Raw genomic sequence first — 26940 nt, forward strand, 5'->3', positions numbered from 1 at the left:
CACTTTAATTTTCTGGAAGATTAAAGATACTAGAAAAATCTAGCTGTCCATTGCCGGCTGAACTATGCATGGCATAAAGCTCTTTAGCTAGCAATCCTAGCCGCACACTTACCTCTAATTCTTGAGCATTTTCAACGGCTAAGCTTAAATCCTTAAGCATGAGGTCAACACCAAAACCGCCAACATAATTCTTAGAGGATGGCACATTTTCCATCACGCCAGGACAAGGGTTATATAGTTCTAATACCCAATTACGGCCTGAGCTTTGCATCATAATTTCTGAAAGAACTTGAGGATTGACGCCATTGCTAATGCCTAGCTTTAGCGCCTCACTAGTTCCAAGCATCTGAATACCCAAAAGCATGTTGTTGCAGACTTTGACTGTTTGACCAGACCCACTCGTCCCGGCATGAAAAATATTTTTACCCATCTTCTCCAATAGGGGGCGAGCTTTTTCGACATCATTGACTGCGCCGCCAACCATAAAGGTTAAGCTACCCGCCTGCGCACCAGCGGTACCACCAGAAACAGGTGCATCAATCATGGACAACCCCCTTACTCTAGCGAGTGCCTCAATTTTTCGCGAGACCTCGGGAGAGATAGTCGAGCAATCAATCAATAGCGTTTGAGGCTGCACAATCATCAATAGCCCCGACTCCCCAAGATAGAGATCCTCAACATGTCGTGAGGCCGGAAGCATGGTGATAACTATTTGAGCGTCTCCGACCGCCTCTATAGCGCTGTTAACTGGGGAACCCCCTGCAGCTTTGAGTGCATCCATCTGACCTTTTACTAAATCAAATCCAGAGACAAAATACCCTGCCTTGATTAAATTGAGCGCCATTGGCAGCCCCATATTGCCAAGACCTAAGAAAGCAATTTTCATATGCACCCTATCTGTATTTATTGAATATCGGATGAAGCAATGGAATGGAACGATTTTTTACTGAGTAATATCTTGTTTAGAATTCAATATAGACTGTTAAACCTTTAGCTTAATAAATAATAAGGACTTAGCGATGACCGTCAAAGTAATTGGCCTAATGAATCTAGCCGACCACAGTGCTTTTGATCAATACCGCAGCCAGGTAGGCCGAACAGTCGAGCTTTATCAAGGCAAGATTACCTCAAGAGGGTCAATCGAATCTATTCTGTGGAATGAGTTGGAGTCTGATCCCTTTAACGCAATAGTAGAATTGGAGTTTCCAAATAGCGAATGTGTGCAGTCATGGGCTAATAGCGAAGACTATCTAAACCTCATCCCCATTCGCAACAAAGCGATGCAACTCACTTTGTTTACGGTCACCTAAAAATAAAGCCCGGCCCCTTGTGAGGACCAGGCTTGATAAATCAGTAAGTAAGCTAGAAATTACTTCTTAGCTTCCATTGCCTCTTTGGTGGCAGTAATCTCTTTACGACGCTCTTTGCATGCGCCGGCAATTTCTTGCAGTGCCTTGCGTGCGCGAGCAGCTGCTGCTTTTACGCCTTTATCAATAAACTTTTCGTTTTCTGCTTTATAAGCTTCAAATGCAGCCAACAAAGTATCGTGCTGTGACATGTATGCTCCTTTTACTTAAGATCGTTATGTGAGTTCTAGGCTCCAAATGAGTATATCCCCAGAGAAAGACAAGGAGTTCAAGCTCTATATTAGGGATAACCCATATATTCTTGAAATCATCCAAAATGGTCAAAACACTATAAAAACGTTGGAGACCCTATGAAAATCAAAAATATCCTTATTTTATTGGCTGCTAGCCTGATCAGCATTCAGGCCCTGGCCCAATCTACAAGCTGGCCTGTGCCCAGTAAGCCCATCACCTTTATCAACCCATTTCCGCCTGGGGGGGCTGTAGATGCATTTGGTCGCCCCTTAGCAAGGCAGCTATCAACTCAGCTGGGAACCTCCATTATTGTGGACAACAAAGGTGGGGCTGGAGGAACGCTTGGGGCAGCTGTGGCAGCAAAAATGGCTCCGGATGGCTACACCTGGTTATTGGGCGCCGTCCATCATTCGATTGCGCCAAGTATGTACACTAATTTATCTTATGACATCACAAAAGACTTTGAGCCAGTCGCCATCATCGGCAGCGTACCGCATGTCATTGTTGTAAATCCTAGTAAATTTCCAAAAAACGATTTGAAGTCCATCATCGAAGAAATCCGCAAGCATCCTGGAAAATATAACTATGCCTCTACCGGGAATGGCACCTCCCAGCATCTCACGGGTGAGTTATTCAAGATGCAAAACAAATTATTTATTACGCATATTCCCTATCGCGGCACTGGCCCGGCTCTGCAGGACTTAGTAGCAGGTCAGGTAGATATGATGTTTGATACCTTAGCGGGTGCGGCACCGTTCATTAAGAATGGGCAGCTCATTGCAGTCGCAGTCACTACGCAAAAGCGGGTTGATGCATTTCCCAATGTTCCAACTGCACAAGAGCTGGGGATCAGTAACTTTGTTGTCTACAGTTGGTATGCAATGTGGGCAATCAAAGGGACGCCCAAGGATATTGTCGATAAGATGAGCAATGAAGTTCAAATTGCATTAGCTACGCCTGAAATTAGAGAACGCTGGGCCGGAATGGGTGCTACAGCACCCAAAATGAGCCGACCTGAGTTGGCAAACTATATTAATCAAGAAATTGTGCGATGGGCCGAGGTAGTCAAAAAATCAAACGCTAAATTAGATTAATCGGTTGTAAATTAAACCACTGCAATATTAAAGAGCATAGAAACTGATGAGTATTCAATACCAAGATTACGCCTTCGTACGCAATAAGCTACTGAAGAAAGAGGAGATTGCATTTTTAGATGTGCGCGAAGAAGATCCTCATGCACAGGAACATCCTTTGTTTGCGGCCAACTTCCCACTCTCTCGTTTAGAAGTAGATGCATTGGCTAAACTACCTAGAAAAGATGTGCCAATTGTCACTCTAGACGATGGTGAGGGCTCGGCTATGCTGGCAGCTCAAAGGCTATCCTCATTGGGTTACTCTAATGTTTCTGCGCTTGCGGGCGGTGTCACAGCATGGAAATCTGAAGGTGGGGAAGTATTTAAGGACGTGAATGTTCCCAGCAAATCATTTGGTGAGTTTGTTGAATCGAAACGACACACTCCCTCTCTTTCGGCCCAAGAAGTAAAGCAATTGATTGATGACAAAGCGGATATCGTAGTTGTGGATGTACGCCGCTTTGATGAGTACCACACAATGAGTATTCCTACAGGTGTTAGCGTTCCTGGTGCTGAGTTAGTTTTACGACTTCCAGAGTTAGCCCCGAATCCCAATACCCAAATTATCGTGAACTGCGCTGGTCGCACCCGAAGCATTATTGGTACCCAGTCCTTAATTAATGCTGGCATTCCAAATAAAGTGAGTGCTTTGCGTAATGGCACGATTGGCTGGACTTTGGCTGGTCAAACGCTGGATCAAGGGCAAAGCCGAAAATTTACAGCAGTAAACGCCGATACAAAAAAAGAGGCCGCCCTGCGCTCACGAAATGTCGCCGATCAAGCTGGAGTAAAACGCGCTAGCATGGCAGATCTTCAGTCTTGGCAATCTCAAGTCGGACGCACTACCTACTTTTTTGATACTCGCACCCCAGAAGAATATGAAGCGGGTCATTTACCCGGGTTTCGCTCAGTGCCAGGCGGTCAACTGGTTCAAGAGACGGAGATGGTCTCTCCTGTGCGGGGAGCGCGCATTGTATTGGCAGATCCCGATAGTGTCAGGGCAAATATGCCAGCCTCTTGGCTTGCACAGATGGCTTGGGATGTATATGTATTGGACGATATCAAAGCATCCGATCTCACCGAAAAAGGAGTCTGGAGCCCCCCTATTCCAACAATGCCGACCACTCAAACAGTGGATGCCCTAACCGCTTCTGGATGGCTTAAAAATGATAGTGGCACCATTGCCATTGATCTCAGTACACATGCAAATTACGTTAAAGGACATATTCCTGGGAGCTGGTTCGCTCTACGTTCGGAATTTATAGAGGCGTTGGGCAAATTACCCAAAGCAGATCGCTACCTCATTACAAGCACTACTGGCGAGCTTGCCGTCTTCGCAGCCCAAGAAATACAAACCTTAACGTCATCTGAGGTAGTAGTTTTAATTGGCGGCAATCAGTCCTGGGTAGATGCAGGCCTTGCATTAGAAAAGGGAGCAACCCATTTAGCCTCGCTTCCTCGTGATCGCTACAAACGACCATATGAAGGTACCAGCGTGAATCCTGCTGCTATGCAATCTTATCTTGATTGGGAATATGGTCTGGTAGAGCAATTGGGCAAGGATGGCACTCATCACTTCTGGGTTCTTTAGGGTAATTGATGCTTCACAAAGCTAAAGGGTTTGGTGCGGCACTAGTAGTACTGCTCTCAACACTGGGTTTAGGCGCCTGTGATCGCGACACCTATACCAGCTGGAATTGCACTAATCCTCAAGGGGAAAAAATTGCTATGGTTCTTAAAAAAGCAAAAATGCAGTTTCAGAATCAACAGCTTGATTATTGCGGCAGCCTAGGGCCATTAAGTTACTTTGACTCACAGTGCCCAGCTCAAATTCAGGACTCAAGCAAGATCTTTGACGCAACGAATGGCCAGCTCTTGAGCAATGGCATTAGACTGACCTGTGATGCCCTTTAAAAAGCAAAATCCATTAAGCCCGAAAAAGCTACTGCTCACAAAATGGACTGCAACTCACCCCACCCACAAACGCAAACATTTTTTAGTCAGTAAAGTAATACTTCCAGAGCTACCCGAACAAGCGATTGAGTATGTAGAGCTTGAGGCTGTATTTGATCAACAGACTCAAATCATTCGCTGGAGAGAGCTTGGGAATGCAGAAATTTGGTTGCAGGGGTGGGTATAAAAAAAATCGCCAATGAAGATAATCCATCGGCGATTCAGATCTAACTGGGTTTAATCGGTCGCTATTTACTTTTTTTACTTGAATCCGAAGATTTTCTGAGGTGCTCCTCAATATTTTTTTCGGCAGAATCTGCAACCTGATTCACGATCTTTCGACCCTCTTTGAACATCTTCTGCCCAGCATTCGACATTTCGTGCACCACCTTGGATAGCTTGTCTGCATGCCCTGGCATTTTGCTCTCAGCATTTTCTAGCCAAGTTACTAAAGAATGACGAACTTTCTCTAAATGCTTTTCAGTTCCGTCAGCAGCATCTTCGCTTATATCCTTCAGTACAGCCTTCATTTTTTTCTGATAGGCAGACGCCCTTTTAATCGCCTCTTGACTGGCCTCCTGCTGTAGATCTTTTAACCTTTCTAAATCATACTTAGCCGCTGATTTAGCGCTTTCCATCGCATTTTTCATACCCCACTGAACTTCAGCAAGATGATGTTCGCTTAACTCTTTTGCGGCATCTAATAATTTATGAGAATACGAAAATAGTTCTTTTGCCTTTTCTTGTTGCCAGGCCTGAATGTCCTTTTGATTCATTGCTTCCCCCTTAGTTAAATAAACGATACCAATCAACTAGAGCTAGCCACTCAAATACCAATGTAAGCTCCACTCTTAAACTCTATACCTAAATGTCGAGAATGCCAATCCGCTCCGCTCAAAAGCTTTAAAATCAAGCGATGAGTCAAGAAAAAAGCCTTTACGAACAGGTTGGTGGATCGGAAAAAATTGATGCGCTAGTGGATCGCTTCTATGACCTTATGGATCTTGAGGAGTCGCTAGCCCATCTGCGTGCGATGCACTCGCAAAATCTATCTGGATCACGAGAAAAGCTGAAGTGCTTTCTGTCTGGCTGGTTAGGAGGCCCCGATATCTACTCTCCCAAACATGGCCATCCGATGTTGAGAGCGAGGCATCTCCCCTTTCAGATTGGATTGCAAGAGCGCAATCAATGGCTAGCCTGCATGTACCAGGCAATCAAAGACTGCGGCATTGAGGGTTCGCTTGCAGCGCACCTAGAGGAGTCTTTTTTTAAGACTGCCGACTGGATGAGAAACCAAGCAAATTAGTTTTCACCATCTGTCGGTGGATCATTAATCCAGTTTCGCCCCGGCCTGCTTTACGGCTTTTGCCCAACGTGGCATTTCTCCCGCTAAAAACTGAGTAAATTGGCTGGCGTTGAGATAGGCTGGATCGGCACCTTGCTCAATCATTCGCTTTTGAACCTCGGAAGATTCAAGGGTCTCCTTAAATGCCTGGCTTAATTTATTGACAACCTCAGAAGAAGTTCCTTTAGGGGCTAAAACTCCATAAAAGCCCACCACCTCTAAATTGGCTATTCCAGTCTCTATCACTGTGGGCGTATTTGGCAAGGCAGGATTCCGCTTTGCGCTAGTGACGGCCAATGCCCTCACCTTACCTTGCTTTGCATAGCTGGCGGCCTGAGGCACAGACTCTGCCATAAACTGGACATGGCCAGCAATCAAGTCAGTGAAGGCTGGCGCGCTTCCTTTAAAGGGAATGTGAACCATAAATATTCCAGTCTCGTTTTTTAACATCTCGGGGACTAAATGAGAAATGCCACCGTTACCAGCGGAACCATAATTTAACTTGCCTGGGTTCGCTTTTGCATAAGCAATAAACTCTTTTAGGGTTTGCGCCGGTACATCGCGATTAACTATCAAAGCCAAAGGCTGTTGCGCTGTTCGGGCTATGGGCTGAAATTCTTTTAGAGTGTCGTATGAGGTCTTGGTATACACGGCGGGATTAATCACCATAGTGCCAGTATTAGCAAGCAATAAGGTGTAACCATCTGCCGGTGATTGCGCGACAAACTGCGCCCCTACAGTCCCGCCTGCACCAGACTTGTAATCTACGATAACCGTTTGACCTAGGGAGGTTTGCAGCTTGTCGACCAAAAGTCGCATGTGAGCATCAAGAGGCCCGCCGGCAGGAAAACCGATAATTACCTTAATGGGCTTATCTGGATAGACGGCATGGGCGCTATTGAGCCCTAAAAATAAAATTAGAGCTTCTAATAATTTGCGTAAGGTCATGAGTTTTGCCATTGATAGGCTAGGGTTAATTAAGTACACTTTACTTTAACTTGATTGATACGAGACGTCTATGTTTGAAAGTTTTTTTCAGCTCCTTAGCGACCCAAATGCCTGGATCGCCTTCCTCACGCTATCAGCCCTAGAAATTATTCTTGGTATAGATAACATTATCTTTATCAGCGTTATTGCCAATAGATTGCCCTTAGAAATTCGAGAAAAAGTACGTCGTTTTGGCCTAATGTTTGCGCTAGTAACACGCATACTTTTATTACTAAGCCTATCTTGGGTTATGACTCTGACTGAACCTATTTTTGCTATTGCCAGTCATGCAATTAGTGGACGAGATCTTATTTTATTGCTAGGTGGCTTCTTTTTAATATGGAAGGCATCAAAAGAAATTTATATTGAAGTCGAGGCTGGAGAATCTGCAAGCGAAGATTTAAGCGATGAAGGGGCAGTTGTGAAAAAATCTCTGGCATCGCTATTTTTAGCATCTGTAATTCAGATCGGCATTCTAGACATCATCTTTTCACTCGATAGCGTGATTACCGCGGTCGGTATGGTTGATGAAATTGGCGTCATGATTGCGGCCGTGCTAGCCTCTGTAATAATCATGTTGTTTGCAGCCAAGTCTATTGGTGACTTTGTGCATCACCACCCCTCTATCAAGGTACTAGCACTTTCTTTCTTAACGGTTGTTGGCGTAGTACTGATTGCCGAAGGGATGGGGGTGCATATACCCAAGGGATATGTCTACGTAGCGATGGGCTTCTCATTAGTAGTCGAACTGCTTAATATTCGCTCTAGAGGAAAGAAGAAGTAAAGGCATTAGGCTGATGAGGCCTAGTACAAGACATACACTACAGAGAGTGTGCGCAGGCAAATCCACTGGCCCACGCCCATTGAAAATTGTGGCCGCCTAGGTGGCCTGTAACATCTACACACTCTCCAATAAAATATAAGCCAGGATGATTGCGTGCCATCATAGTTTGACTATCTAGCGCTTTAGTATCAACACCACCTAACATCACCTCTGCCTTTTTCCAGCCCAGAGTTCCAGCCGGCTTGACTGACCAATTACTAATCAGTTCTTTTAGAGTTTGACGATCTTTTTTGGAGACTTCTGCCCATTTACGCCCTAGAAGATTTTTTTGCTCGGCAAACGCCTTAGCAAGTCGCATTGGCATTACTGAGGCCAGAATATTTTCAGTAAGCTTAAGGCGATTGTCTTCATCATTAAATAAATCATCGCAATCAAATTGACCATTAGCCTCAACGGCCCCCAACCAGTCAATATGAATTTGCTCACCTTCAGTCCAATAGCTACTGGCCTGAAGTACTGCGGGCCCAGACAAACCTTTGTGGGTCAGGAGTAAATCCTCGTTAAAGCGACATGCGCCATAACGGCTTCCCTTCGATCCAGAAGCAATGCGGACAGGCAGACTTAAACCTGCTAACTCAATTAAGTTCTCAAACTCACCTGAAGTAAAAGAGAGGGGAACTAGTGCAGGTCTTGGCTCTACAACCTGCAAACCAAATTGCTTGGCAATATCCAAGGAGTAAGCTGTAGCCCCAATAGCGGGAACAGGCAGTCCTCCAGTGGCCATAACCACTGACTTGGTACGCTCTATGCCAACATTAGTCTTCACTATCCATTCATCAGCCTCTTTCTCGATAGTCTGAATAGTTTCTGGATAACGGATTTTTACGTTGCCCTTAGCGCACTCACTAAAGAGCATTTCAATAATTTGCTTAGCTGAATCATCGCAGAATAATTGCCCTTGATGTTTCTCATGATGGGCAATACGGTAAGACTGAACTAACTTAATAAATTCAGAGGATGGATAGCGAGCCAATGCGCTTTTGACAAAATGGGGATTGAGGGATAAAAAATGGCTTGGATTGCTGTGGATGTTGGTGAAGTTGCATCTACCGCCACCACTAATGCGTATTTTTTCACCCAGTACATCAGCATGATCTAGTACTAGCACCCTCTTTCCCAACTGACTAGCAACACCGGCACAAAAAAGTCCAGCTGCGCCCCCACCAATGACGATGGCATCCCATGTTTTATGCGCCATTTATTTAAAGCGCTCCATCACTTCTGCTGGTAACTTCAGTTTAAGCATGTGCATGTGGGTATAGGCCTGACGGAAATTTCGTGTCATTGAAATCATCACGGATGCAGTCCATGCAAAAGCAAACATGCCTGAAAATGCGATGATGATAGCTAGCATTTTCCAACCATTGGGCAGTAGATCATCCATAAATCCCATGGCCGTATAAGTACTACCGCTAAATAAAATACTCTGCCCTAAATCTGGTAATAAATTAAATAGCCAAAGTGAAATGCCCCAGAGCATAATTTCGAAAAGATGCACTAGAAATAAGCACGTGACGCTGACATAAAAAATCAATGCCACAGAGGAATATCGGTGCTCTGACAAATGAAGAAAAGACTTCACTTCGTAACGTTTTGCAATTTGCAGTAATGCAATACCGTGAATAAGCATTACCAGCATCAGCATGGCAAAGCCCAGAAGATAGGCGGGGAAATCGAATTCGGTAGCAAGTGAAATAGTATTAGTAATGGTCATAGTGGGTCACAGAAAGTCCGTGCGATCATTTTACAGGCTCATAGAAACGGCATACTCAAACCAATTGATACCAGTTGCAAATGACAGCCCAAGCTGCCTCAGCAGTTTCGACAAAGTGAATTAACTCAAGATCTTTACGATCAATAACGCCCATCTCCAGCATCTTCTCAAAATGAATTATTTCACCCCAAAAAGCGCGGCCTACCAAAATAACTGGAAAGCGATCTACTTTTTTAGTTTGCATTAAGGTCAGGACCTCAAAAAGCTCATCCAAGGAACCAAATCCACCTGGATAAGCAACAATTGCCCTCGCTCTCAGCATGAAGTGCATCTTGCGAATTGCAAAATAATGAAAGCGAAAACTTAATCCTGGCGTAATGTACTCATTGGGATGCTGCTCTCGCGGCAAGCTAATGTTAAATCCAATCGTCTCATCTCCCGCTTCGAAGGCGCCTCGGTTGACAGCCTCCATGATTCCAGGCCCTCCACCTGTAGCAATATGCAATTTATTGCTACTATCAGATTGAGTGTGGTTATAGTTCGCAACGATGACTCCAAACTCTCTAGCGGAATCATAATATTGAGAATGTAGTAGCGCCTTATTCGCGTCTACAATTGCGGCTGACGTTTTAGCGTTTATCTCCATTGCTTTTGCTGTTTCCGAGCTAACAAAACGAGTAGAGCCAAAAACGGTAATGGTGTGATCAATCCCCCGTTCATGCAGCAAAATTTCTGGCTTTAGCAGTTCCAACTGAAACCGTAAACCGAGCGTTTCTCTACGCAGTAAAAAAGCCTCATCCTCAAAAGCAAACTGATAAGAATCTTCAGATTGATCCTCCTGAGTCAGACTTTTCTGCATACTTAAGAATTCTGTAATCGTTTGGGAATTGTGTAGGGGCAGCTTTGAGCTCATAAACGACCTTTAAAAATCAGTATTACTACCTATAATTTTGCATTATTTCAACATCTGATGCTGTTTCAGATTTACTGAATGCCTACCAAGCGTTAGTATTGAGAAATATTAACTAAATCCAAGGAAAAGCAATGAGCAACCGTTCAATCATCATTATGGTACTGGTATTAATCGGTGCCACAGCCTATTTACTCCTAAAAGGTGATGGCGACATTGATATGGGTGGCGAAAAACATGGTGCCGAAGCAGCGCATATGGAAGAAGCGAAAAAAGACATGCCAGCAACGCCTGTAGCACCTGTAGCAGATCCAAAGAAATAATCTTTACTCAAATAGATTAACCGCGGTTTACCGCGGTTTTTTTATAACTTTATATGTGACCTGATCATGATGAAGACTCTACTTACTGCGGCATCACTTTTATTTTGTCAGCTGACATTTGCACAGGTCACCACTCCATCTAAACCTATACCGAATATTTCTATGGCCAAATCTTTAGCTCCTACAGGGATCTTACGTGTTGGAATTAATTTAGGGAATCCAGTAGTCGCCGGCTCCTCGGACAAAACAGAGCCCCAACCCAAGGGTATCTCTATTGACATTGCAAGAGAGATTGGAAAGCGGGTGGAGCTACCCATTGAGCTCATTCCTTTTAAAAGTGCCGGGGAAACTGTAGAGGCTCTTAAGCTAGGACAGCTTGATCTGATCTTTGTAGCAATTGATCCAGTTCGGGGTGCCGATATTATGTATACGCCCGCCTATATTCAAATCGAGGGGAGCTACTTAGTTCGAAGCTCATCCCCCATTACTCGAAATGAACAGGTGGACAGTGTAGAGAGCGCAATCGTGGTCGGCAAAGGAAGTGCTTATGACTTATTTTTAAGTCGTGAAATTAGAGCTGCAAGTCTTGTGCGTGCGGCTAACTCTCAAAGTGTTGTAGATGATTTTATGTCTGGTAAAGGAAACGTGGCGGCAGGGGTAAGGCAGCAGTTAGAGAATGATGCTAAACGGTATACAGATTTGCGAATCCTTCCAGGCCGATTCATGGTGATTAATCAAGCTATCGGAATTCCTAAATCAAATAAAGATGCCGAAAAAAATAGTGCCTACTTAGGCGTATTAATTCAAGAACTGAAAGCCTCAGGATTTATTGCTCAGGCTATGCAGCGCCATGGTATCGCCGGCGCTAAGGTAGCCGAATAATTTTAGGCGCCAGGGACGATACTCAGTACATGATTGATTCGATTGCACCACTAGATGCGCTTGGGCTAGTAGCCCACTTACATCGTTTGCCCTCAGAGCATAAGGGCATGGCTGGCAAGGTTTTACTGATTGGTGGTGCGCCGGGTATGGCTGGAGCACTTCTACTTGCTGGTAACGCTGCACTCCATCTTGGTGCTGGCTGGACTATTTTGGAAATGTTCGATCCTGCTTCCGCTCATGCTTATTCCGAACAGGCTGAGTTAATGGTGCGATTGGCCAGCTTTGAGGCGACTAATCAGCTTGCTGCTTCAAAGCCTGATCTCATTGCCATTGGCCCTGGATTAGGATTCTCTGATCTCGCTAAAGAATGGCTAAGTGCAGTACTGCGTTATCCCCAAATTCCCCTAGTGATTGATGCTGATGCACTTCATCTAATTGCAGACACACCTGAGTTTTTAACGCTCCTAAGACAGCGTAACGAATCATTTCCCAATCAAGTTGTATTAACTCCGCATCCTGGTGAGGCAGCTCATCTACTTGGGAATACCGCCCAAGCAATTCAGGCAGATCGTCCCGGATCATTAGCTAAGCTCGTACAGCTCACTAGGTCAATCGTAGTATTAAAAGGTCAACACACCCTACTCGCCTCACCAACGAACCAAGCATTGCTATGCCAACAAGGTAATCCAGGTATGGCAATCGGTGGAATGGGTGATGTCTTAACGGGAAGCATTGCGGCTATCGCAGCACAAGGGCTTCGTCACCACATCAACTTATGGCAAGCAAGCTGCATTGGTGTTCAGCTCCATGCGACTGCGGCAGATAAGCTAGTAAAGCAAAATATAGGCCCAATTGGGCTTACCCCTTCCGAGGTCACTCTAGAGATGCGGAATCAGGTCAATAAGCTGTTATAAATTGTCATGCATTCCACAAGTAGAAAATTTCAACGTCGCAGCTACCTTTTCGGCATCAGCATGGCTGGCCTGGGATCTATTCTCTTTTCCGGAAAAGCGATATTAGTCAAACTAGCATTTACTCAGGGAGCCAATGCTGAAACGCTTATTGCATTGCGGATGCTCATGGCGCTGCCACTCTTTTGGGTTATTTTTTGGTGGAGCACCCGCAAAAAAATACTATCGACCCTAAGCCTGCGTGACCAACTTAAAATATTCGCCCTAGGCTTTATGGGCTATTTTTTATCAAGCTACTTAGATTTTCTTGGGCTCCAATATATATCCGTTGGATTAGAGCGAATTGTCTTGTATCTGACCCCAACGCTTGTCTTATTAATTTCTTATTTTGTTTTAAAAAAATCCATCAGCCACCTTCAATGGTATGCCTTAATTGTGGGATATCTTGGTGTCATAGTGGTGTTCATACAGGATGCCAGCTCGACTGGCTCGATGGCCTTGATTGGTATGCTGCTGGTATTTGCGAGCGCCTGCGCATACGCAATGTACATGATCGGCTCTGGAGAAATGGTGAAGCGAGTTGGTAGTGTGAGGCTTGTGGTGTATGCCAGCTCAGCCTCTGCGCTCCTGAGTGTGATTCAAATTCTGATTTATGAACCTATGGCCGTGTTTATACAAAGTTCACAAATCTATTGGATTAGCTTGCTAAATGCGAGTTTGTGTACCGTCATCCCAATGCTGCTAATCATGATGGCAATCAATCGAATTGGCTCACCCCTGGTAGCGCAGGCTGGAATTTTGGGGCCTGTATCCACCCTATTTATGGGTTGGGCGATCCTATCGGAGTCAATCACTTGGACTCAGATAAGTGGCATGGGATTAGTAATGGGAGCGGTCTGGTTACTAGTGCGCAATGATTCCACTAAAAGCACGGCGAATCATCCAGCCCCAGATCCTATCCGAGAATTAAATTGAATTACTGAACGGCAGCGGACCCTAAAGCAGGCTGCGTCTTTTTCTTGGCATTTTTCTTGGTGCTTTTCTTAGCTTGCTTATTAGCCTTCTTTTGCGCCTTCTTGGCAGTCTGTTTCTGCGCCTTAGTATCTTTTTGTGCTTTTTTCTTAGCAGCTTGGTCAGGTTTGACTGTCGAAGTCGGCTCCGGTGCTACCGAGGGAGCTACTGGAGAATTTATCGGGGCTGCATCCGCTGCCACTGCCATTAAAGGTGTCAACCCAATCGAGGCAGAAATTAGCGCCGCTAAACTCAGTTTGCTTAGGCTGGATTTCATTCTTAACTCCTAAAAAAATAATCGTGTTTTGATAATACCGAATTATTTTCCTCAAATGCCTGATTTAAAAGATGATGTGTATCGACGCATAATCCAGTCCAGCTCAATCTACCTATCTGACCTAGCCTAAGGACCTCACATAACCCCGCCTGCATGCAAAGAAAAAGCCGTCCTAAGACGGCCTTTTTGGCGAAAGAAATGCAGTACCAAATTTATGCAGGCTGCGCTTCCATTTCTACAATCTGTTCCAAGGCTGTTTCGAGGTGACCAACAGTACGATCTACATGGGCTAACTTCTCAAGACCAAACAAACCAATACGGAAAGTGCGGAAATCGGGACGCTCATCACATTGCAGTGGAACGCCAGCAGCTGTTTGCAGGCCCAATGCAATAAACTTTTTACCAGACTGAATCTCAGGATCAGTGGTGTAACTCACTACTACACCTGGAGCCTGAAAGCCTTGGGCAGCAACCGATTCAAAGCCCTTTGAGACCAACAAAGCCCGTACCTTATTACCCAGCTCCTGTTGCTTTTGTTTGAGATCAGCAAAGCCCAGAGCCTGCGTTTCCTTCATTACATTACGGAATATTTTGAGTGCGTCTGTTGGCATTGTTGTGTGGTAGACATGGCCGCCTTTTTCATAGGCCTCCATGATTTGTAGCCATCTTTTCAAATCCATTGAAAAGCTGCTACTTTGTGTTTTTTCAATATGCTCTCTTGCTTTTGCGCTCATCGCAATCAGAGCGCAGCAAGGCGAACTGCTCCAGCCTTTTTGTGGAGCAGTAATCAGTAGGTCAACATTACAGGCTTTCATATCTACCCACATTGCACCTGAAGCGATGCAATCGAGTACAAATAAACCATTGACCGAATGAACGGCCTCACCTACTGCTTTGAGATATTCATCAGGCAGAATAATTCCAGCTGAGGTTTCTACATGGGGAGCAAAAACAACCGCTGGCTTTTCTTTCTTAATAAAAGCGATGACTTCCTCAAGCGGAGCTGGGGCAAATACGCCCTTAGCACTATCCTCTAATTGCCTACCTTTAATAACAGTAACATCTTGGGTGATGTTGGCAAGATCAAATATTTGAGTCCAGCGATAGCTAAAGTAGCCATTACGCAATACCAGGCACTTTTCATTATTTGCAAACTGACGGGCTACTGCTTCCATGCCAAAAGTTCCGCTACCAGGAACAATAACCGCCGAGCTTGCGTTGTAAGCATCTTTGAGGACACTTGAGATATCCACCATGACTTTTTTGAATTCTTCAGACATGTGATTAAGGGATCGATCGGTATACACAACCGAAAATTCCATAAGTCCATCTGGGTCAACATTGGGAAGTAAGCCTGGCATAGTAATTTCCTAGTAATGCGTAAATTGAACCTCAATAATACCGATTTAAGGCATTTTATGCATTAAACCCCCTAATATCGGCCTGCAAACGTCTTTTCAAGAGGGTTAGCAGTTAATGTTTCGACCGCCCGGTGGAGGAGACCAAAATACCCACAAGAATGAGCCCAAAAGCGAGGCCATGAAAAAGCTGGGGTGGATCACCCAGAATTGCTGCAGACAGCAAGGCGGTAAATAAAGGAATGAAATTAGCGAAAAAAGCAGCAACCGTTGGGCCCGCTCCGTTCACCCCGAGCCCCCAGCATCGATAAGCGATTAAGGATGGGCCAATCGCCACAAAAAGGATCAAAGAACCAGTCCAGTAGTTCAGATCTATAAAGGCATGCCCAGAAGCAATTTCCACTCCATCAAATAGCAGAGTCCAGAGAAAGCCAATCATCACTTGCGCCATTAAAAACTCAGCCCAGGGCCATTGGCGCTCAGAGCTCGTGCCTGGACGGCCAATCATCCAGCTATAAAACGCCCACAAAATAGTTGCCAACATAATGAAGAGATCGCCCATCACCAGCTCCATGCTCAATAAGCTTGCAGGCTCTCCGCGACTTAAGACCACAGCAACGCCCAATAATGAAACAATTGCCCCAATCAATTGAAGCAAACTTGGCTTCGCTTGATAGCAGACTGCACCAATAAAAAGCATCCAAATGGGCATACTTGCCCCGATTAAGGTCACATTAATGGCAGTGGAAGTCTGCAGAGCAAGGTACAGGAGTACGTTATAGCTGCCCACACCGAGCAAGCCGAGCCATAAGAACCGCTTCTTGTTCAGCCATAAAGCGCTGCCAGGCCTAAATATGCGCCACCCCAGGGGTAACAACATGAATGCAGCTAAACCCCAGCGAACAGCGCTTAGGGTTACAGGCGAGACACTTCCAACTAGCGCCCGTCCAACAATTGCATTACTAGCCCACAAAAAGGTAGCCAATAATAAATAGAAGACGGTCGAGACTGTTAATTGGGGCATTTTGGGGTGCAATTGTCAAAAGTAAGGGTTTAGGAGCCCAGGAGCGCTTTACCTTAACATTGTAGAAACAAATGCTCTGCAACACGAAGGTTGCTAATATAGATGTAATTAATACATGGCCGCTTAACATCAAAGGTTAGCGGTATAACAAAGGATTATGAGTGGCAATCATCACCAATATTGAAGACTTACGTGTATTGCACCAAAAGCGCACGCCGAAGATGTTTTATGACTACGCAGACTCAGGCTCTTGGACTGAGTCTACTTATCGAGCGAATGAGTCTGATTTTCAAAAAATCAAATTGCGACAGCGTGTGGCAGTCAACATGGTCAATAGAACCACTCAGACAACCATGGTTGGGCAAGAGGTAGCTATGCCAGTTGCTTTGGCCCCAACCGGCCTGACTGGCATGCAGTGTGCTGATGGTGAAATTTTAGCGGCTCGGGCAGCGGAAAAATTTGGAGTCCCCTTTTGCCTATCCACTATGAGTATTTGCTCTATTGAAGACGTGGCAGAACACACAACAAAACCATTTTGGTTTCAGCTTTATGTCATGAAGGATCGCGGCTTTATTGAGCGATTAGTGGAGCGCGCCAAGGCGGCTAAATGTTCTGCCTTGGTCCTCACTTTAGACCTGCAAATTTTAGGGCAACGCCATAAAGACCTTAAAAATGGCTTATCTGCACCACCTAAACTGACTATTGCCAATATGTTCAATATGGCTACTAAACCACGGTGGTGTATGGGCATGGCAATGACACCGCGCCGAACATTCCGAAATATTGTTGGGCACGCAACAGGTGTTGGCAACATGTCCTCGCTTTCTTCTTGGACTGCAGAGCAATTTGATCCGGGGCTTAACTGGGGTGATGTGGAATGGATTAAAAAACTGTGGGGTGGAAAACTCATCATCAAAGGCATTTTGGATGAGGGTGATGCCCGATTAGCTGCTGACTCTGGTGCCGATGCATTAATTGTTTCGAATCATGGCGGCCGTCAACTCGATGGCGCAATTTCAAGCATCAAAGCTTTACCTGGAATCGTGGATGCCGTAGGTAAGGATATTGAAGTGTGGATGGATGGCGGTATTCGCTCTGGCCAAGATGTTCTTAAAGCCTGGGCACTAGGCGCACGTGGCACCATGATTGGCCGCCCATTTTTATATGGCTTAGGCGCCATGGGCGAAGCTGGTGTTACCAAATGTTTGGAAATTATCCATAACGAACTAGATATCACAATGGCATTTACTGGTCACCGCGATATTCAAAACGTCACCAAAGATATTTTGTATCCAGGGACTTTTTAATATTTCTCATCTTGTCAATTCCCCTCTACTAGTCTTTGGAATTTCTACGGCAGTGCTGTCGGGATCGGTATGGTTAGGTAGTGCCGTGCTTAGTAGATACCGCACAAAGGATACGGAGACTTCTGCTGACTTAGGCGTTATTCAAGCAGCCACCCTAACCCTTCTGGCACTCATCATTGGCTTTACCTTTTCGATGGCTATTGCCCGATATGATCTCAGGCAGACCTTAGAGGAGGCGGAGGCCAATGCAATTGGTACAGAATTTTTGAGGGCTGATTTACTGCCTGATAAGAGCGCAGAAACAGTAAAGTCACTATTGATTAGCTACTTAGATCAACGGATCTTGTTTTATTCCAAACAAGATTCTGAAACAGCTAAGCAAATTAACCAGCGCACACTGGCACTGGAAAAGGCGCTCTGGAAGGAAATTCTACCTGTAGCACGTACGCAAACAACACCGACCATTGCACTTACTGTTTCCGGTATGAATGATGTCATTAATTCTCAAGGCTACACTCAGGCGGCGTGGTGGAATCGTATACCCACTGCAGCCTGGTGGTTGATGGCTGCCATGGCAGTTGGAGCCAATGTGTTAGTTGGATTTGGGGCCCGAAACTTTAATCACAACATCACGCTCTTCATGATTTTCCCAATCATGATTTCAGTCGCCTTCTTTTTAATTGCTGATATTGATAGTCCAAGAGGTGGAGTGATCCGCATTGATCCTCGAAACCTAATTGATCTTCAGCAGAGTCTGCAAAGCATCAATCCCGGTGCCGTATCCTCAATAGATCGCAAAAGATGAAAAAAGTAGTGGACGTATACAAAAATCGAGGTCGCGAACTCATCTGGACCTATGTGATTCACTTAAATAACGATAGTGAATTTCACCCAGCGCAGATTGACTTTGAGGTAGAGGCGCTACGCCTTTCGCAACTTGACAAGCGAGGTCCTGCGAGCGAACTTAGTGCCAAGGCCCGATTATCTGTAAGATAATTTTCAATTCATATTAACTTTTTTATATTTTATGAAGCCCCTTACAAAAAAAGCCAAAATAGCGATCACATGGACCATCTTAATGACCGTGATTGGAACTGCCGTCTTACATCAATGGCAGTTTTTTGCCATGGGCCTAGCATCTATTGCCCTACTTTTAATTGCGAATCATTACGACCTACTAAAAGATCCTGAAGATAAAAAATAAGGCCTCCATCTTTCGATGAAGACCTGATACACTCGTGCAAAATAACGAACTGCTCAATACTTACAAAGCAGGATAGTCGGTATAGCCTACCTCAGCACCGCCGTAGAAAGTGGCTCGATCATATGCGTTCAGAGCCGCACCCGCCTGAAAACGCTCCGCCAAATCTGGATTGGAGATATATAAACGTCCGTATGCTACTGCATCAGCTAAACCAGCTTCTAAAGCAACCTCCCCCATCGCTTGATCATAGCCACCAGCGCTAATTAATTTTCCTTGATAGGCGGCACGAAAAATTTCTGACGTAATTGGTGCAGCTGCATTGGAATCGTCATTGCCTCCTGCGGAGGTTGATCTTGGCTCAATCATATGCAAATAAGCCAACTGATAACCATTCATTTTTTCAATAACTGCATTAAATAAAGTCATTGGATCACTGTCGCTAATATCGTTAAAGCTGCCATAAGGAGAAAGGCGCACACCAATACGATTACTTGCAAAAACAGTAGTAACCGATTCAATAACCTCGCAAAGTAAGCGTAAGCGGTTTTCTACTGAACCGCCATATTGATCGGTACGGTGATTTGTCTTATCCTGCAAAAATTGATCAAGCAAGTAACCATTAGCCGAATGAATTTCAACGCCATCAAAGCCCGCCGTCATCGCATTGTGGGCTGCTAGTGCAAACTCTTTTACCAGTCGAGCAATATCTGCTACTGTCATTGCGACTGGAGTTTCATAATCATGGAGCTTCCAGTCAGCACCATACGTTTGGCCAGTAGGTGCCAATGCAGATGGGGCCTCTGGTAAACCTTGCTCAGCATGCAAAGAGGAATGAGAAATACGGCCTACGTGCCATAACTGCGCCACAATCTTGCCGCCCTTGGCATGTACTGCCTCTACTATTTCTTTCCAAGCAGTGGTTTGCTCAGCAGAGTAGATCCCCGGGGTGGCGGGATAGCCTTTACCTAAAATAGAGATTTGCGTTGCTTCGGTAATGATGAGTCCAGCACCTGCTCTTTGACTGTAATAGGTCTTAGCTAATGGATTTGGTACATCACCTTCGACAGCGCGCATTCTGGTCAATGGCGCCATGACGACGCGATTGGATAATTCAATAGCCCCTAAATTGATGGGAGTAAACATAATTTCTTTTCCGGACATGGCGCTCTTTCTGGTTGTGCTAATAAAAATGATTGGGTTTGCAGCCGTCGAGAAAGTTTCCTCTAGCTCGGCCACAAAAACTACTTAACTGGATTCTTTACTCCCGTGCGAGTCTTTTTTAAAATACCACTGAAAAGATCTTGAATGCGCTCGGAAAATACTTGAAACTCTGCTGCATGTGCTGTTGAAGCGCGGGCAACGAGTGCAATCACCCGCTTAGGTGCAGGCAATGCTAGCGGTCGCGCCACTAAACTACTGCCGTTTAGTAGGCCTCCTTTTACCGCCATCTCTGGCAATAAGGCAATTCCCATACCTGATTCCACCATTTGTAAGAGTGTCAGCAAGCTGGTAGCCTCCATCCCATCAGCGTTACGTATATCTGAACGTTTGCAGGCTTGCAACGTATGCTCTCTTAAGCAGTGCCCTTCCTCTAGGAGTAATAAGCGCTCTGCCATTTTGGCTGGCAGTTGAATTTCTTTACCTTTGAGTGCGGGATCATTTTCTCTGGCAACCAAGTAAAACTCATCATCAAAGAGTTCTTTTACTAATAATCCTGAAGTATCGTAAGGAAGTGCAATGAGAGCAAAGTCTAATTGATGCTCAGCCAGCCTTACCAATAAATTAGCCGTTAGATCCTCACGTAAGGCAATCTTTAATTCTGGGAAACGCAAGCGAATATCTGGCAACACATTAGGCAGTAAAAATGGTGCAATGGTTGGAATAACGCCTAGCCGGATTGTTCCAGCCATTGGCTTACCCGCAGCAGCTGAATACTCCACCAAATCCTCTGATGCAGCCAAGATCGTCTTTGCCCTGAGTAGGATCTCGCGACCAATCGGCGTAATCGCCACATTCTGTCGATCCCTCTCCACTAAACGAATACCCAAGCCCTCTTCCAACTCCTTTAATCCCGCACTCAGGGTTGATTGGCCAACAAAACAGGCTTCTGCAGCTCGTGTGAAGTTCAACTCCTTGGCAATGGCTACAAAATAGCGCAGTTGACGTAATGAGGGTAAGTTCACCATGGTTTACAACACTCTCTATAATCAATCTATTAGTCAAATAATATCACCGTTATTGATCGGTATTATCGCTAAAGCTAATTTAACGCTTTTTTAGGGAGCTTCGCCTTGGATTCAGTTCATCAAAATACATCCCCTGCCATCATCATCATTGGTAGCGGTTTGGCCGGTTTTACTGTTATTCGCGAAATTCGCAAACTGGATAAGAGCACACCAATCACTCTCGTAACGCGTGAACCGGGCTACTCTTATTCAAAGCCGATGCTCTCTACTGCGATTGCTGGTAGCAAGCTAGCTGATCAGCTGATATCTGGTAGCGCCGAAAGTATGGCAGCCCAACTTGAAATCACCATTCTTAGCGCGACTGAAGTCACCTCCATTGATACAGACAAACAAACAATTGCAACAAGCAAAGGCGTACTACCTTATAGGAAATTAGTGCTGAGTTTAGGCTCGGATCAGATTCGCTTACCCCTACAAGGTAATGCAGCACATGAAGTGATTACCGTAAATGATCTTGGTGAATATGCCCAATTTCGCCAAGCGATCGCTGGAAAAAAGAAGGTGGCAATATTAGGTGCAGGACTGATCGGATGTGAGTTCGCAAACGATCTTGTTTTGGGATCTTTTGAGGTTGATGTCATTGACCTAGCCCCACAAGCTTTGAGCCGACTACTGCCAGAGGAAGCCGCACATGCGCTCCAAAATAAATTAAGTGAAGCGGGTGTTCGCTGGCATTTTGAAACCACGATCCAATCAATTGACCGTGAATTAGAAAATCTACGTATTACCTTAGCCAATGGCAGCACCATTGATTGTGATACGTTTTTATCTGCCGTAGGACTGAAGCCGCGTTTAGAGCTAGCTAAAGCAGCAGGGATTGATACTGGACTAGGAATAAAAGTAAATCGCCATTTAGAAACCAGCGCCAAAAATGTATTCTCCATTGGTGATTGCGCAGAAATTGATGGCTTAGTGCTGCCTTACGTCATGCCAATCATGCAGGCTGCCCGTGTACTTGCGCCCAACCTTCTTGGACAAGAAGCAATTCTGAGTTATCCAGCGATGCCTGTTATGGTGAAAACACCTGCATTGCCCACAATTGTTTCTCCTCCAGCAAAAGAAGCTAGCGGCAACTGGAAAATTAAAACCATTGAGGGTGGTCTCGAGGCACGCTTTGAATCAAGCGACGGCCAATTACTCGGCTTTGCCCTACTAGGCTCTGCTACCACTCAACGCGCAGCGCTCACTAAAGAACTACCGCCTATATTGCAGTAAATGTCCGTAGCCAAGTTAACTAACGGACAAGCAGCGATCAAAAAAAGGAAAAAGGGAGCAAGAAAAAAAGAAAAGGCCCGCATGTAAATTGCGGGCCTTTGTCATATCAATAAAAACTTAGTACAACAGTTACTTATGAAGCGACTACAAACCAAGTAGTGTTGTGCGATTGAACAATCATCAAAAACAGCATTGGGATAGAAAGCAAGGTATTCAAGCGAGACGTCAGCATAGCAACGCGTGCAGATTTTGCCTTTACCTCGGGCTCAACAACAACCATACCTAAGGCCCTTTTTTGATTGGGCCAAATAATGAACCACACATTAAAAGCCATCACTAATGCGATCCACATACCTAAACCAATAGCCCTAAATGGTGCTTGCAAAGTAAATGCTTGATGCGCATAGCCATTCAATACCGCCAAAATCAAACCGCTAAGCACAGTAAATAATGCAGCCCAGCGGAACCAAAATAACGCTGTTGGCGCAATAACTTTAGTGATCGCGGGTTTTTGTTCATCTGGAATTTTAGACATGGAAGGAATCTGCACAAAATTAAAGTACCATAGGAGTCCCACCCACATCATGGCAACCATGACATGGATCCAGCGGAACAAAAAGGGCAATTCAATTGAACTTACATTCCCGCCTAAAGCAAAAATAATGAGCACCAGTAATACAAAACCAGCAATGACGGTACGACTCAGCGAAGTCAATATTGATGACATAGCTACCCTGTAGACTTTAAATTGAACACATTACTTTAAGCAAAATTTTGGCTCGCAAAATCCCAATTGACGACGTTCCAAAAGTTTTCTACATACTTTGGACGTGCATTGCGAGTGTCGACATAGTAAGCATGCTCCCAAACGTCACAAGTCAGGAGTGGCTTTGAGTCAGTTGTGAATGGTGTAGCTGCGTTACTAGTAGAGGCTAAATCTAAAGTCCCGTCTGCTTTTTTAACGAGCCAAGCCCAACCAGAACCAAATGTTCCAACAGCGCATTTTGTAAACTCTTCCTTGAATTTATCAAATGAACCCCACTTTGCATTGATCGCATCAGCTAAGGGGCCGGTAGGTGTTCCGCCACCATTTGGCTTCATACTATTCCAATAAAACGTGTGATTCCACACTTGAGCAGCATTATTAAAAACGCCGCCGGCTGCCTTTTTAACGATCTCATCTAAAGGCGCATTTTCAAACTCAGTGCCTTTGATTAGATTATTTAAATTTGTTGCATAAGCTTGGTGATGCTTGCCGTAGTGAAACTCAAGCGTTTCTTTTGAAATGAATGGTGCTAATGCATCCATAGCATATGGCAGTGGAGGTAATGTATGTTCCATTATTTTTTCCTTTTAATTGAATTTGATAACTGGCCGTAGTGCTCAGCTTTGTAGTTACTATAGTCGATTATGGTGTTTTTGTTTAGACTACTGAGCAGTCCAGCCCCCATCCATATTCCATGCTACACCACGCACCTCAGAGGCATCTGGGCCACATAAAAATACCGCTAGAGCAGCCAATTGCTCTGGAGATACAAATTCGCCTGAAGGCTGCTTTTCAGATACCAGAGCATTTTTTGCCTCTTCATTTGAAATACCTTCCCGCTGTGCACGCGCATCTACTTGTTTTTGGACTAAGGGGGTCAATACCCAGCCTGGACAAATCGCGTTGCAGGTAACTCCTGTTTTGGCGTTTTCCAATGCAATCACTTTAGTTAAGCCAATAATGCCGTGCTTAGCAGCAACATACGCAGCTTTTTGTGTTGAGGCGACTAGGCCATGCACCGAGGCGATATTAATAATACGACCCCAGTTTCGTTTTTTCATACCCGGAAGTGCGTGATGGCTCGTATGGAAAGCGGAGCTTAAGTTAATAGCAATAATGGCATCCCATTGATCGGCTGGAAAATCTTCTACATTGGCAGTATGTTGAATGCCAGCATTGTTGATCAAAATATCGAGCGCTCCAAAACGCTTTTCAGTTTGCTTAATTAAATCCTCAATTTGATCAGGCTTACTCATATCTGCGCCGTGATAATCCACCTCAACTCCACAGGACTTAATCAAGGCAATAGCGGCATCTTTCTCGCCAAAACCGTTGGCCATAATGTTCACCCCCTGCTTGGCTAATGCAACGGCCATAGCCAAACCAATACCGCTGGTCGACCCGGTAACGAGTGCTGTTTTACCTTTTAATGAAAACATAATTTTTTCGCTATTTAAATAAATATCATGCATGTTCGAAGTGCAACTTTTTGTATCAACTAACTTTCGATATTACAGGATAGTGTTGTCAAATTTTTCCAAGTGCCTTCAGAATCTTTTCGCAAGTAATAGGCTGATCAAACACAGCCACACTAAATGGCGCCAAAGCATCATTGATTGCATTTTGGACTGCCCCTGGTGCTCCAGCAGTGCCGGCCTCACCAGCACCTTTAGCCCCAAGCTTAGACGACTGCGTAGGAGTCTGCACGTGCGCAACTTCGATATCCGGCATTTCATTAGCCATCGGCACCAGATAATCAGCCATACTGCCATTGCGCAAAAGCCCACTCTCGTCATATAAACACTCTTCAAAGAGAACGCCCCCGATGCCTTGAACAATGGCACCACGCACTTGCTCATCAACTAACATTGGGTTTAATACACGCCCACAATCTTCCACTGCCCAATGTTTTAATAACTTCACAAACCCAGTATCAGGATCAACCTCAACATAAGAGGCCTGCACGCCATTGGTAAAGATAAAGGGATATTCTTTTTGAGTGTAGTGACGGGTCACCATTAAGTCTGCAGAAAAACCAATAGGCAATGTATCGGTTCGGAAATATCCAATACGTCCAATCTCGCTAAAAGGTAAAAGTGTCTCCCCAGTAGCTTTATCTAAAACATTGCCGCGATAGACCGACAGTGACTCTGAGGATTTAGTCAAAATAGCGCCAGCGAGCTTTAAGATGTTCTCCTGAAGCGCTTGGCAAGCCAACAAGACTGCTTCGCCGCCAACACCAGCCCCCCGTGAGGCCCATGTACCACCACCATAAGGGGTTACATCAGTATCCCCGGTAATAATACGTACATCCTTAATAGAGATCCCTACTGCATCGGCGGCGATTTGCGCATATATGCCTTCTGTACCCTGGCCCTGCTCACCTACTCCAATTAATACTGAAACGACACCGCTGGGATCTAGTCTTGCAGTGGCTCCGTCCTGGGAGGCAATACGTGCTCCGCCTACGCCATAAAAAGCTGGGCTAGGATTCGTTAACTCGATCAGAGTTGCAAAACCGATGCCACGATAAATTCCTTTTTTACGTAACTCAGCCTGCTCTTTACGCAAGGCCGGATAGTCAATCATTTTTTCAATAGTACGTAAACATTGCTCATGCGATAACACTTCCAGTTTGATTCCAGAAATTCCGGTGCAAGGATAGGCATCATCCGGAATGACATTACGCTTGCGAAACTCCAGCGGATCCATCTTGAGTTTTTGCGCCGCTAAATCAACCAACCCTTCCGTTACGGCACAGGCAATTGGGTGGCCTACACCGCGATACTGGCAAGTAGGTGTTTTATTTTGAAACACGACATTAAGCTTGGCACGGTAATGCTGATGCTTATATGGGCCGCCCACTAGATTCACGACTTGATTACCCTCAATAGCACTCGTTCTTGGAAACATCGAATATGGGCCGATAGCCGTTAGATCATCGATCTCAAAGGCCAAAATATCACCCTCTTTGTTGGCGGCAATACGCCCTTTTATACGATGCTCACGTGCATGAATATCACTTGTAAAAGACTCCAAACGATCTGCTACAAATTTTACTGGGCGACCCAACATCATAGCCAAGCCTACTGTAGCAAAATCATCCGGATAGGCATGGACTTTTATACCAAATGATCCGCCTACATCTTTACAAATTACCTGCACGTCTGATTCGGATAATCCAAACTGACGGCAATACAAATCTTGCATCATGTGGGGCGCTTGCTGAGAGTGATACACAACCAGGCGGCGGTCACCCGGATTGTAGTCAGCGATTTGACAACGTGGCTCTAGCGTCACTCCAGTATGTCGACCAAACCCAAAAGTAGCCTCAGCAACAATATCTGCACTAGCAAACACCTCATCAACACTACCGACATCCAAAGTACGGGTAAAGCATAAATTATCCCCAAGCTCTGGGTGAATTAATGGTGTGTCTGCATCTAACGCTGTTTCCATAGAGACAACTGCAGGAAGTTCTTCCCACTCCACCTCAATATGCTGTAAAGCATCTTCGGCTTGAGCGCGCGTCTCGGCAACCACTGCGACTACTGGCTCCCCTTGCCAACAAGCTCGATCAATTGCAAGTGCATATTGTGGAGCAGATTTCATGCCAACTAAGTGCTCTAAAGTGGCAACCCAAGGCTTGCACAGTGTCGCCATCTGCACACCATCGACAACAGCTAAAACACCTGGCATCCCTATAGCGTGTTCGGTATGAATTTTTCCAATCTTCATATGCGCGACTGGAGAGCGCCAATACACGACGTGACCCATTCTAGGCAGCTGGATGTCGTCAACATAAGTGCCTTGGCCCTCAAGTAGTCGACGAGCTCGATGTCTAGGCTCGCTATTACCAATGTAGCGCTGATCATTTGTAACTGGATCAAGCATCAACCCCTTGAGATCTGCTGGCTTATTCATAATCT

General features: G+C 45.1%; 32 protein-coding genes. 16 read left to right on the forward strand and 16 right to left on the reverse strand.

Annotated features, from left to right (window positions below; all coding sequences use genetic code 11):
* Positions 1 to 4 precede the first annotated feature (4 nt).
* Positions 5 to 886: a 3-hydroxyisobutyrate dehydrogenase gene (gene mmsB / locus B0G85_RS01710; RefSeq protein WP_198508672.1), complete on the reverse strand. Its 882-nt coding sequence runs from the start codon at positions 884 to 886 to the stop codon at positions 5 to 7.
* Between the two features lie 133 nt (positions 887 to 1019).
* Here mmsB and B0G85_RS01715 point away from each other — a divergent pair, with 133 nt between their 5' ends.
* Positions 1020 to 1310, forward strand: coding sequence for a DUF1330 domain-containing protein (locus B0G85_RS01715; RefSeq protein ID WP_100378707.1), 291 nt, complete (start codon positions 1020 to 1022; stop codon positions 1308 to 1310).
* Between the two features lie 59 nt (positions 1311 to 1369).
* Here the strand turns inward: B0G85_RS01715 and B0G85_RS01720 are convergent, their stop codons facing one another.
* Positions 1370 to 1558 (reverse strand): Hc1-related histone H1-like protein, encoded by a 189-nt coding sequence (locus B0G85_RS01720; protein WP_100378708.1) that lies wholly within the window; start codon positions 1556 to 1558, stop codon positions 1370 to 1372.
* Positions 1559 to 1717: 159 nt separating this feature from the next.
* Between B0G85_RS01720 and B0G85_RS01725 the strand changes: the two genes are divergently transcribed.
* Genes B0G85_RS01725 through B0G85_RS01740 form a run of 4 tightly spaced genes read left to right on the forward strand, consistent with a single transcriptional unit; the run spans position 1718 to position 4874 of the window.
* Positions 1718 to 2695 carry a Bug family tripartite tricarboxylate transporter substrate binding protein gene (locus tag B0G85_RS01725; protein WP_100378709.1) on the forward strand — a complete coding sequence of 326 codons (978 nt, stop codon included), beginning with the start codon at positions 1718 to 1720 and terminating at the stop codon, positions 2693 to 2695.
* A gap of 46 nt (positions 2696 to 2741) precedes the next feature.
* On the forward strand, positions 2742 to 4325 hold the full coding sequence (locus tag B0G85_RS01730) for a rhodanese-related sulfurtransferase (protein ID WP_100378710.1): 1584 nt from the start codon (positions 2742 to 2744) through the stop codon (positions 4323 to 4325).
* A gap of 8 nt (positions 4326 to 4333) precedes the next feature.
* Positions 4334 to 4648, forward strand: coding sequence for a hypothetical protein (locus B0G85_RS01735; RefSeq protein ID WP_100378711.1), 315 nt, complete (start codon positions 4334 to 4336; stop codon positions 4646 to 4648).
* The gene (locus tag B0G85_RS01740) at positions 4638 to 4874 is read left to right on the forward strand and encodes a TIGR02450 family Trp-rich protein (RefSeq protein WP_100378712.1); all 237 of its coding nucleotides are present in this window, start codon (positions 4638 to 4640) and stop codon (positions 4872 to 4874) included. The genes B0G85_RS01735 and B0G85_RS01740 overlap by 11 nt, the downstream gene beginning before the upstream one ends.
* Before the next feature lie 61 nt (positions 4875 to 4935).
* Here the strand turns inward: B0G85_RS01740 and B0G85_RS01745 are convergent, their stop codons facing one another.
* Positions 4936 to 5463: a phasin family protein gene (locus tag B0G85_RS01745; protein WP_100378713.1), complete on the reverse strand. Its 528-nt coding sequence runs from the start codon at positions 5461 to 5463 to the stop codon at positions 4936 to 4938.
* Between the two features lie 140 nt (positions 5464 to 5603).
* Between B0G85_RS01745 and B0G85_RS01750 the strand changes: the two genes are divergently transcribed.
* Positions 5604 to 5993, forward strand: a complete 390-nt coding sequence (locus B0G85_RS01750) for a group II truncated hemoglobin (RefSeq protein WP_100378714.1) — start codon at positions 5604 to 5606, stop codon at positions 5991 to 5993.
* Between the two features lie 24 nt (positions 5994 to 6017).
* Here the strand turns inward: B0G85_RS01750 and B0G85_RS01755 are convergent, their stop codons facing one another.
* Positions 6018 to 6980: a Bug family tripartite tricarboxylate transporter substrate binding protein gene (locus B0G85_RS01755; RefSeq protein WP_232725894.1), complete on the reverse strand. Its 963-nt coding sequence runs from the start codon at positions 6978 to 6980 to the stop codon at positions 6018 to 6020.
* Between the two features lie 70 nt (positions 6981 to 7050).
* Between B0G85_RS01755 and B0G85_RS01760 the strand changes: the two genes are divergently transcribed.
* Complete coding sequence (locus B0G85_RS01760) at positions 7051 to 7803, forward strand: TerC family protein (protein ID WP_100378716.1); 753 nt, start codon at positions 7051 to 7053, stop codon at positions 7801 to 7803.
* Positions 7804 to 7840: 37 nt separating this feature from the next.
* Here B0G85_RS01760 and B0G85_RS01765 read toward each other — a convergent pair whose 3' ends face one another.
* From B0G85_RS01765 to B0G85_RS01775, 3 genes are read right to left on the reverse strand one after another with little or no spacing between them, the layout of a single operon-like run.
* Entirely contained in the window at positions 7841 to 9061 is a 1221-nt protein-coding gene (locus tag B0G85_RS01765) for a BaiN/RdsA family NAD(P)/FAD-dependent oxidoreductase (RefSeq protein ID WP_100378717.1), read from the reverse strand.
* Positions 9062 to 9577 (reverse strand): hypothetical protein, encoded by a 516-nt coding sequence (locus B0G85_RS01770; protein WP_100378718.1) that lies wholly within the window; start codon positions 9575 to 9577, stop codon positions 9062 to 9064. It abuts the gene before it with no gap.
* 55 nt (positions 9578 to 9632) lie between these two features.
* Positions 9633 to 10490, reverse strand: coding sequence for an LOG family protein (locus B0G85_RS01775; RefSeq protein ID WP_100378719.1), 858 nt, complete (start codon positions 10488 to 10490; stop codon positions 9633 to 9635).
* 131 nt (positions 10491 to 10621) lie between these two features.
* On the opposite strand from B0G85_RS01775, the gene B0G85_RS01780 reads away from it, so the two are divergent.
* The 4 genes from B0G85_RS01780 to B0G85_RS01795 all read left to right on the forward strand — a co-directional run bounded on the left by B0G85_RS01780 (position 10622) and on the right by B0G85_RS01795 (position 13578).
* Positions 10622 to 10810 (forward strand): hypothetical protein, encoded by a 189-nt coding sequence (locus B0G85_RS01780; RefSeq protein WP_100378720.1) that lies wholly within the window; start codon positions 10622 to 10624, stop codon positions 10808 to 10810.
* 66 nt (positions 10811 to 10876) lie between these two features.
* Positions 10877 to 11692 carry an ABC transporter substrate-binding protein gene (locus B0G85_RS01785; RefSeq protein WP_232725895.1) on the forward strand — a complete coding sequence of 272 codons (816 nt, stop codon included), beginning with the start codon at positions 10877 to 10879 and terminating at the stop codon, positions 11690 to 11692.
* 29 nt (positions 11693 to 11721) lie between these two features.
* The gene (locus B0G85_RS01790) at positions 11722 to 12606 is read left to right on the forward strand and encodes an NAD(P)H-hydrate dehydratase (protein ID WP_198508673.1); all 885 of its coding nucleotides are present in this window, start codon (positions 11722 to 11724) and stop codon (positions 12604 to 12606) included.
* Between the two features lie 6 nt (positions 12607 to 12612).
* On the forward strand, positions 12613 to 13578 hold the full coding sequence (locus tag B0G85_RS01795) for a DMT family transporter (RefSeq protein ID WP_100378721.1): 966 nt from the start codon (positions 12613 to 12615) through the stop codon (positions 13576 to 13578).
* 1 nt (position 13579) lies between these two features.
* Here the strand turns inward: B0G85_RS01795 and B0G85_RS01800 are convergent, their stop codons facing one another.
* The 3 genes from B0G85_RS01800 to B0G85_RS01810 form a co-directional block, all read right to left on the reverse strand.
* Positions 13580 to 13891 carry a protein tyrosine phosphatase gene (locus tag B0G85_RS01800; RefSeq protein ID WP_100378722.1) on the reverse strand — a complete coding sequence of 104 codons (312 nt, stop codon included), beginning with the start codon at positions 13889 to 13891 and terminating at the stop codon, positions 13580 to 13582.
* Between the two features lie 212 nt (positions 13892 to 14103).
* Positions 14104 to 15252, reverse strand: a complete 1149-nt coding sequence (locus B0G85_RS01805; protein WP_100378723.1) for an aminotransferase class V-fold PLP-dependent enzyme — start codon at positions 15250 to 15252, stop codon at positions 14104 to 14106.
* Positions 15253 to 15364: 112 nt separating this feature from the next.
* Positions 15365 to 16273, reverse strand: coding sequence for a DMT family transporter (locus tag B0G85_RS01810; protein ID WP_100378724.1), 909 nt, complete (start codon positions 16271 to 16273; stop codon positions 15365 to 15367).
* 161 nt (positions 16274 to 16434) lie between these two features.
* Here B0G85_RS01810 and B0G85_RS01815 point away from each other — a divergent pair, with 161 nt between their 5' ends.
* Genes B0G85_RS01815 through B0G85_RS10310 form a run of 4 tightly spaced genes read left to right on the forward strand, consistent with a single transcriptional unit; the run spans position 16435 to position 18784 of the window.
* Positions 16435 to 17580, forward strand: a complete 1146-nt coding sequence (locus B0G85_RS01815; RefSeq protein WP_100378725.1) for an alpha-hydroxy acid oxidase — start codon at positions 16435 to 16437, stop codon at positions 17578 to 17580.
* A gap of 52 nt (positions 17581 to 17632) precedes the next feature.
* Positions 17633 to 18385: a bestrophin-like domain gene (locus B0G85_RS01820; RefSeq protein ID WP_462938382.1), complete on the forward strand. Its 753-nt coding sequence runs from the start codon at positions 17633 to 17635 to the stop codon at positions 18383 to 18385.
* Entirely contained in the window at positions 18382 to 18576 is a 195-nt protein-coding gene (locus B0G85_RS01825) for a hypothetical protein (RefSeq protein ID WP_100378726.1), read from the forward strand. The genes B0G85_RS01820 and B0G85_RS01825 overlap by 4 nt, the downstream gene beginning before the upstream one ends.
* A 31-nt stretch (positions 18577 to 18607) precedes the next feature.
* On the forward strand, positions 18608 to 18784 hold the full coding sequence (locus B0G85_RS10310; RefSeq protein WP_198508674.1) for a hypothetical protein: 177 nt from the start codon (positions 18608 to 18610) through the stop codon (positions 18782 to 18784).
* Positions 18785 to 18844: 60 nt separating this feature from the next.
* Here B0G85_RS10310 and B0G85_RS01830 read toward each other — a convergent pair whose 3' ends face one another.
* Positions 18845 to 19945: an alkene reductase gene (locus B0G85_RS01830; protein ID WP_100379145.1), complete on the reverse strand. Its 1101-nt coding sequence runs from the start codon at positions 19943 to 19945 to the stop codon at positions 18845 to 18847.
* Between the two features lie 80 nt (positions 19946 to 20025).
* A complete protein-coding gene (locus tag B0G85_RS01835; RefSeq protein ID WP_100378727.1) occupies positions 20026 to 20970 on the reverse strand; it encodes a hydrogen peroxide-inducible genes activator in 945 nt (314 codons plus the stop codon).
* A 105-nt stretch (positions 20971 to 21075) separates the two neighbouring features.
* Between B0G85_RS01835 and B0G85_RS01840 the strand changes: the two genes are divergently transcribed.
* Complete coding sequence (locus B0G85_RS01840; protein ID WP_100378728.1) at positions 21076 to 22245, forward strand: NAD(P)/FAD-dependent oxidoreductase; 1170 nt, start codon at positions 21076 to 21078, stop codon at positions 22243 to 22245.
* 133 nt (positions 22246 to 22378) lie between these two features.
* On the opposite strand, the gene B0G85_RS01845 is transcribed toward B0G85_RS01840, so the two are convergent.
* The 4 genes from B0G85_RS01845 to B0G85_RS01860 all read right to left on the reverse strand — a co-directional run bounded on the left by B0G85_RS01845 (position 22379) and on the right by B0G85_RS01860 (position 26935).
* Positions 22379 to 22972 (reverse strand): urate hydroxylase PuuD, encoded by a 594-nt coding sequence (locus tag B0G85_RS01845; RefSeq protein WP_100378729.1) that lies wholly within the window; start codon positions 22970 to 22972, stop codon positions 22379 to 22381.
* Positions 22973 to 23007: 35 nt separating this feature from the next.
* Positions 23008 to 23586 (reverse strand): superoxide dismutase, encoded by a 579-nt coding sequence (locus B0G85_RS01850; protein WP_100378730.1) that lies wholly within the window; start codon positions 23584 to 23586, stop codon positions 23008 to 23010.
* A gap of 87 nt (positions 23587 to 23673) precedes the next feature.
* Complete coding sequence (locus B0G85_RS01855; RefSeq protein WP_100379146.1) at positions 23674 to 24450, reverse strand: 3-hydroxybutyrate dehydrogenase; 777 nt, start codon at positions 24448 to 24450, stop codon at positions 23674 to 23676.
* An 88-nt stretch (positions 24451 to 24538) separates the two neighbouring features.
* Positions 24539 to 26935 (reverse strand): xanthine dehydrogenase family protein molybdopterin-binding subunit, encoded by a 2397-nt coding sequence (locus B0G85_RS01860; RefSeq protein ID WP_100378731.1) that lies wholly within the window; start codon positions 26933 to 26935, stop codon positions 24539 to 24541.
* Positions 26936 to 26940: the final 5 nt, after the last annotated feature.

It is taken from the genome of Polynucleobacter brandtiae, assembly GCF_002797575.1.
In the GTDB taxonomy this organism is placed as follows: domain Bacteria; phylum Pseudomonadota; class Gammaproteobacteria; order Burkholderiales; family Burkholderiaceae; genus Polynucleobacter; species Polynucleobacter brandtiae.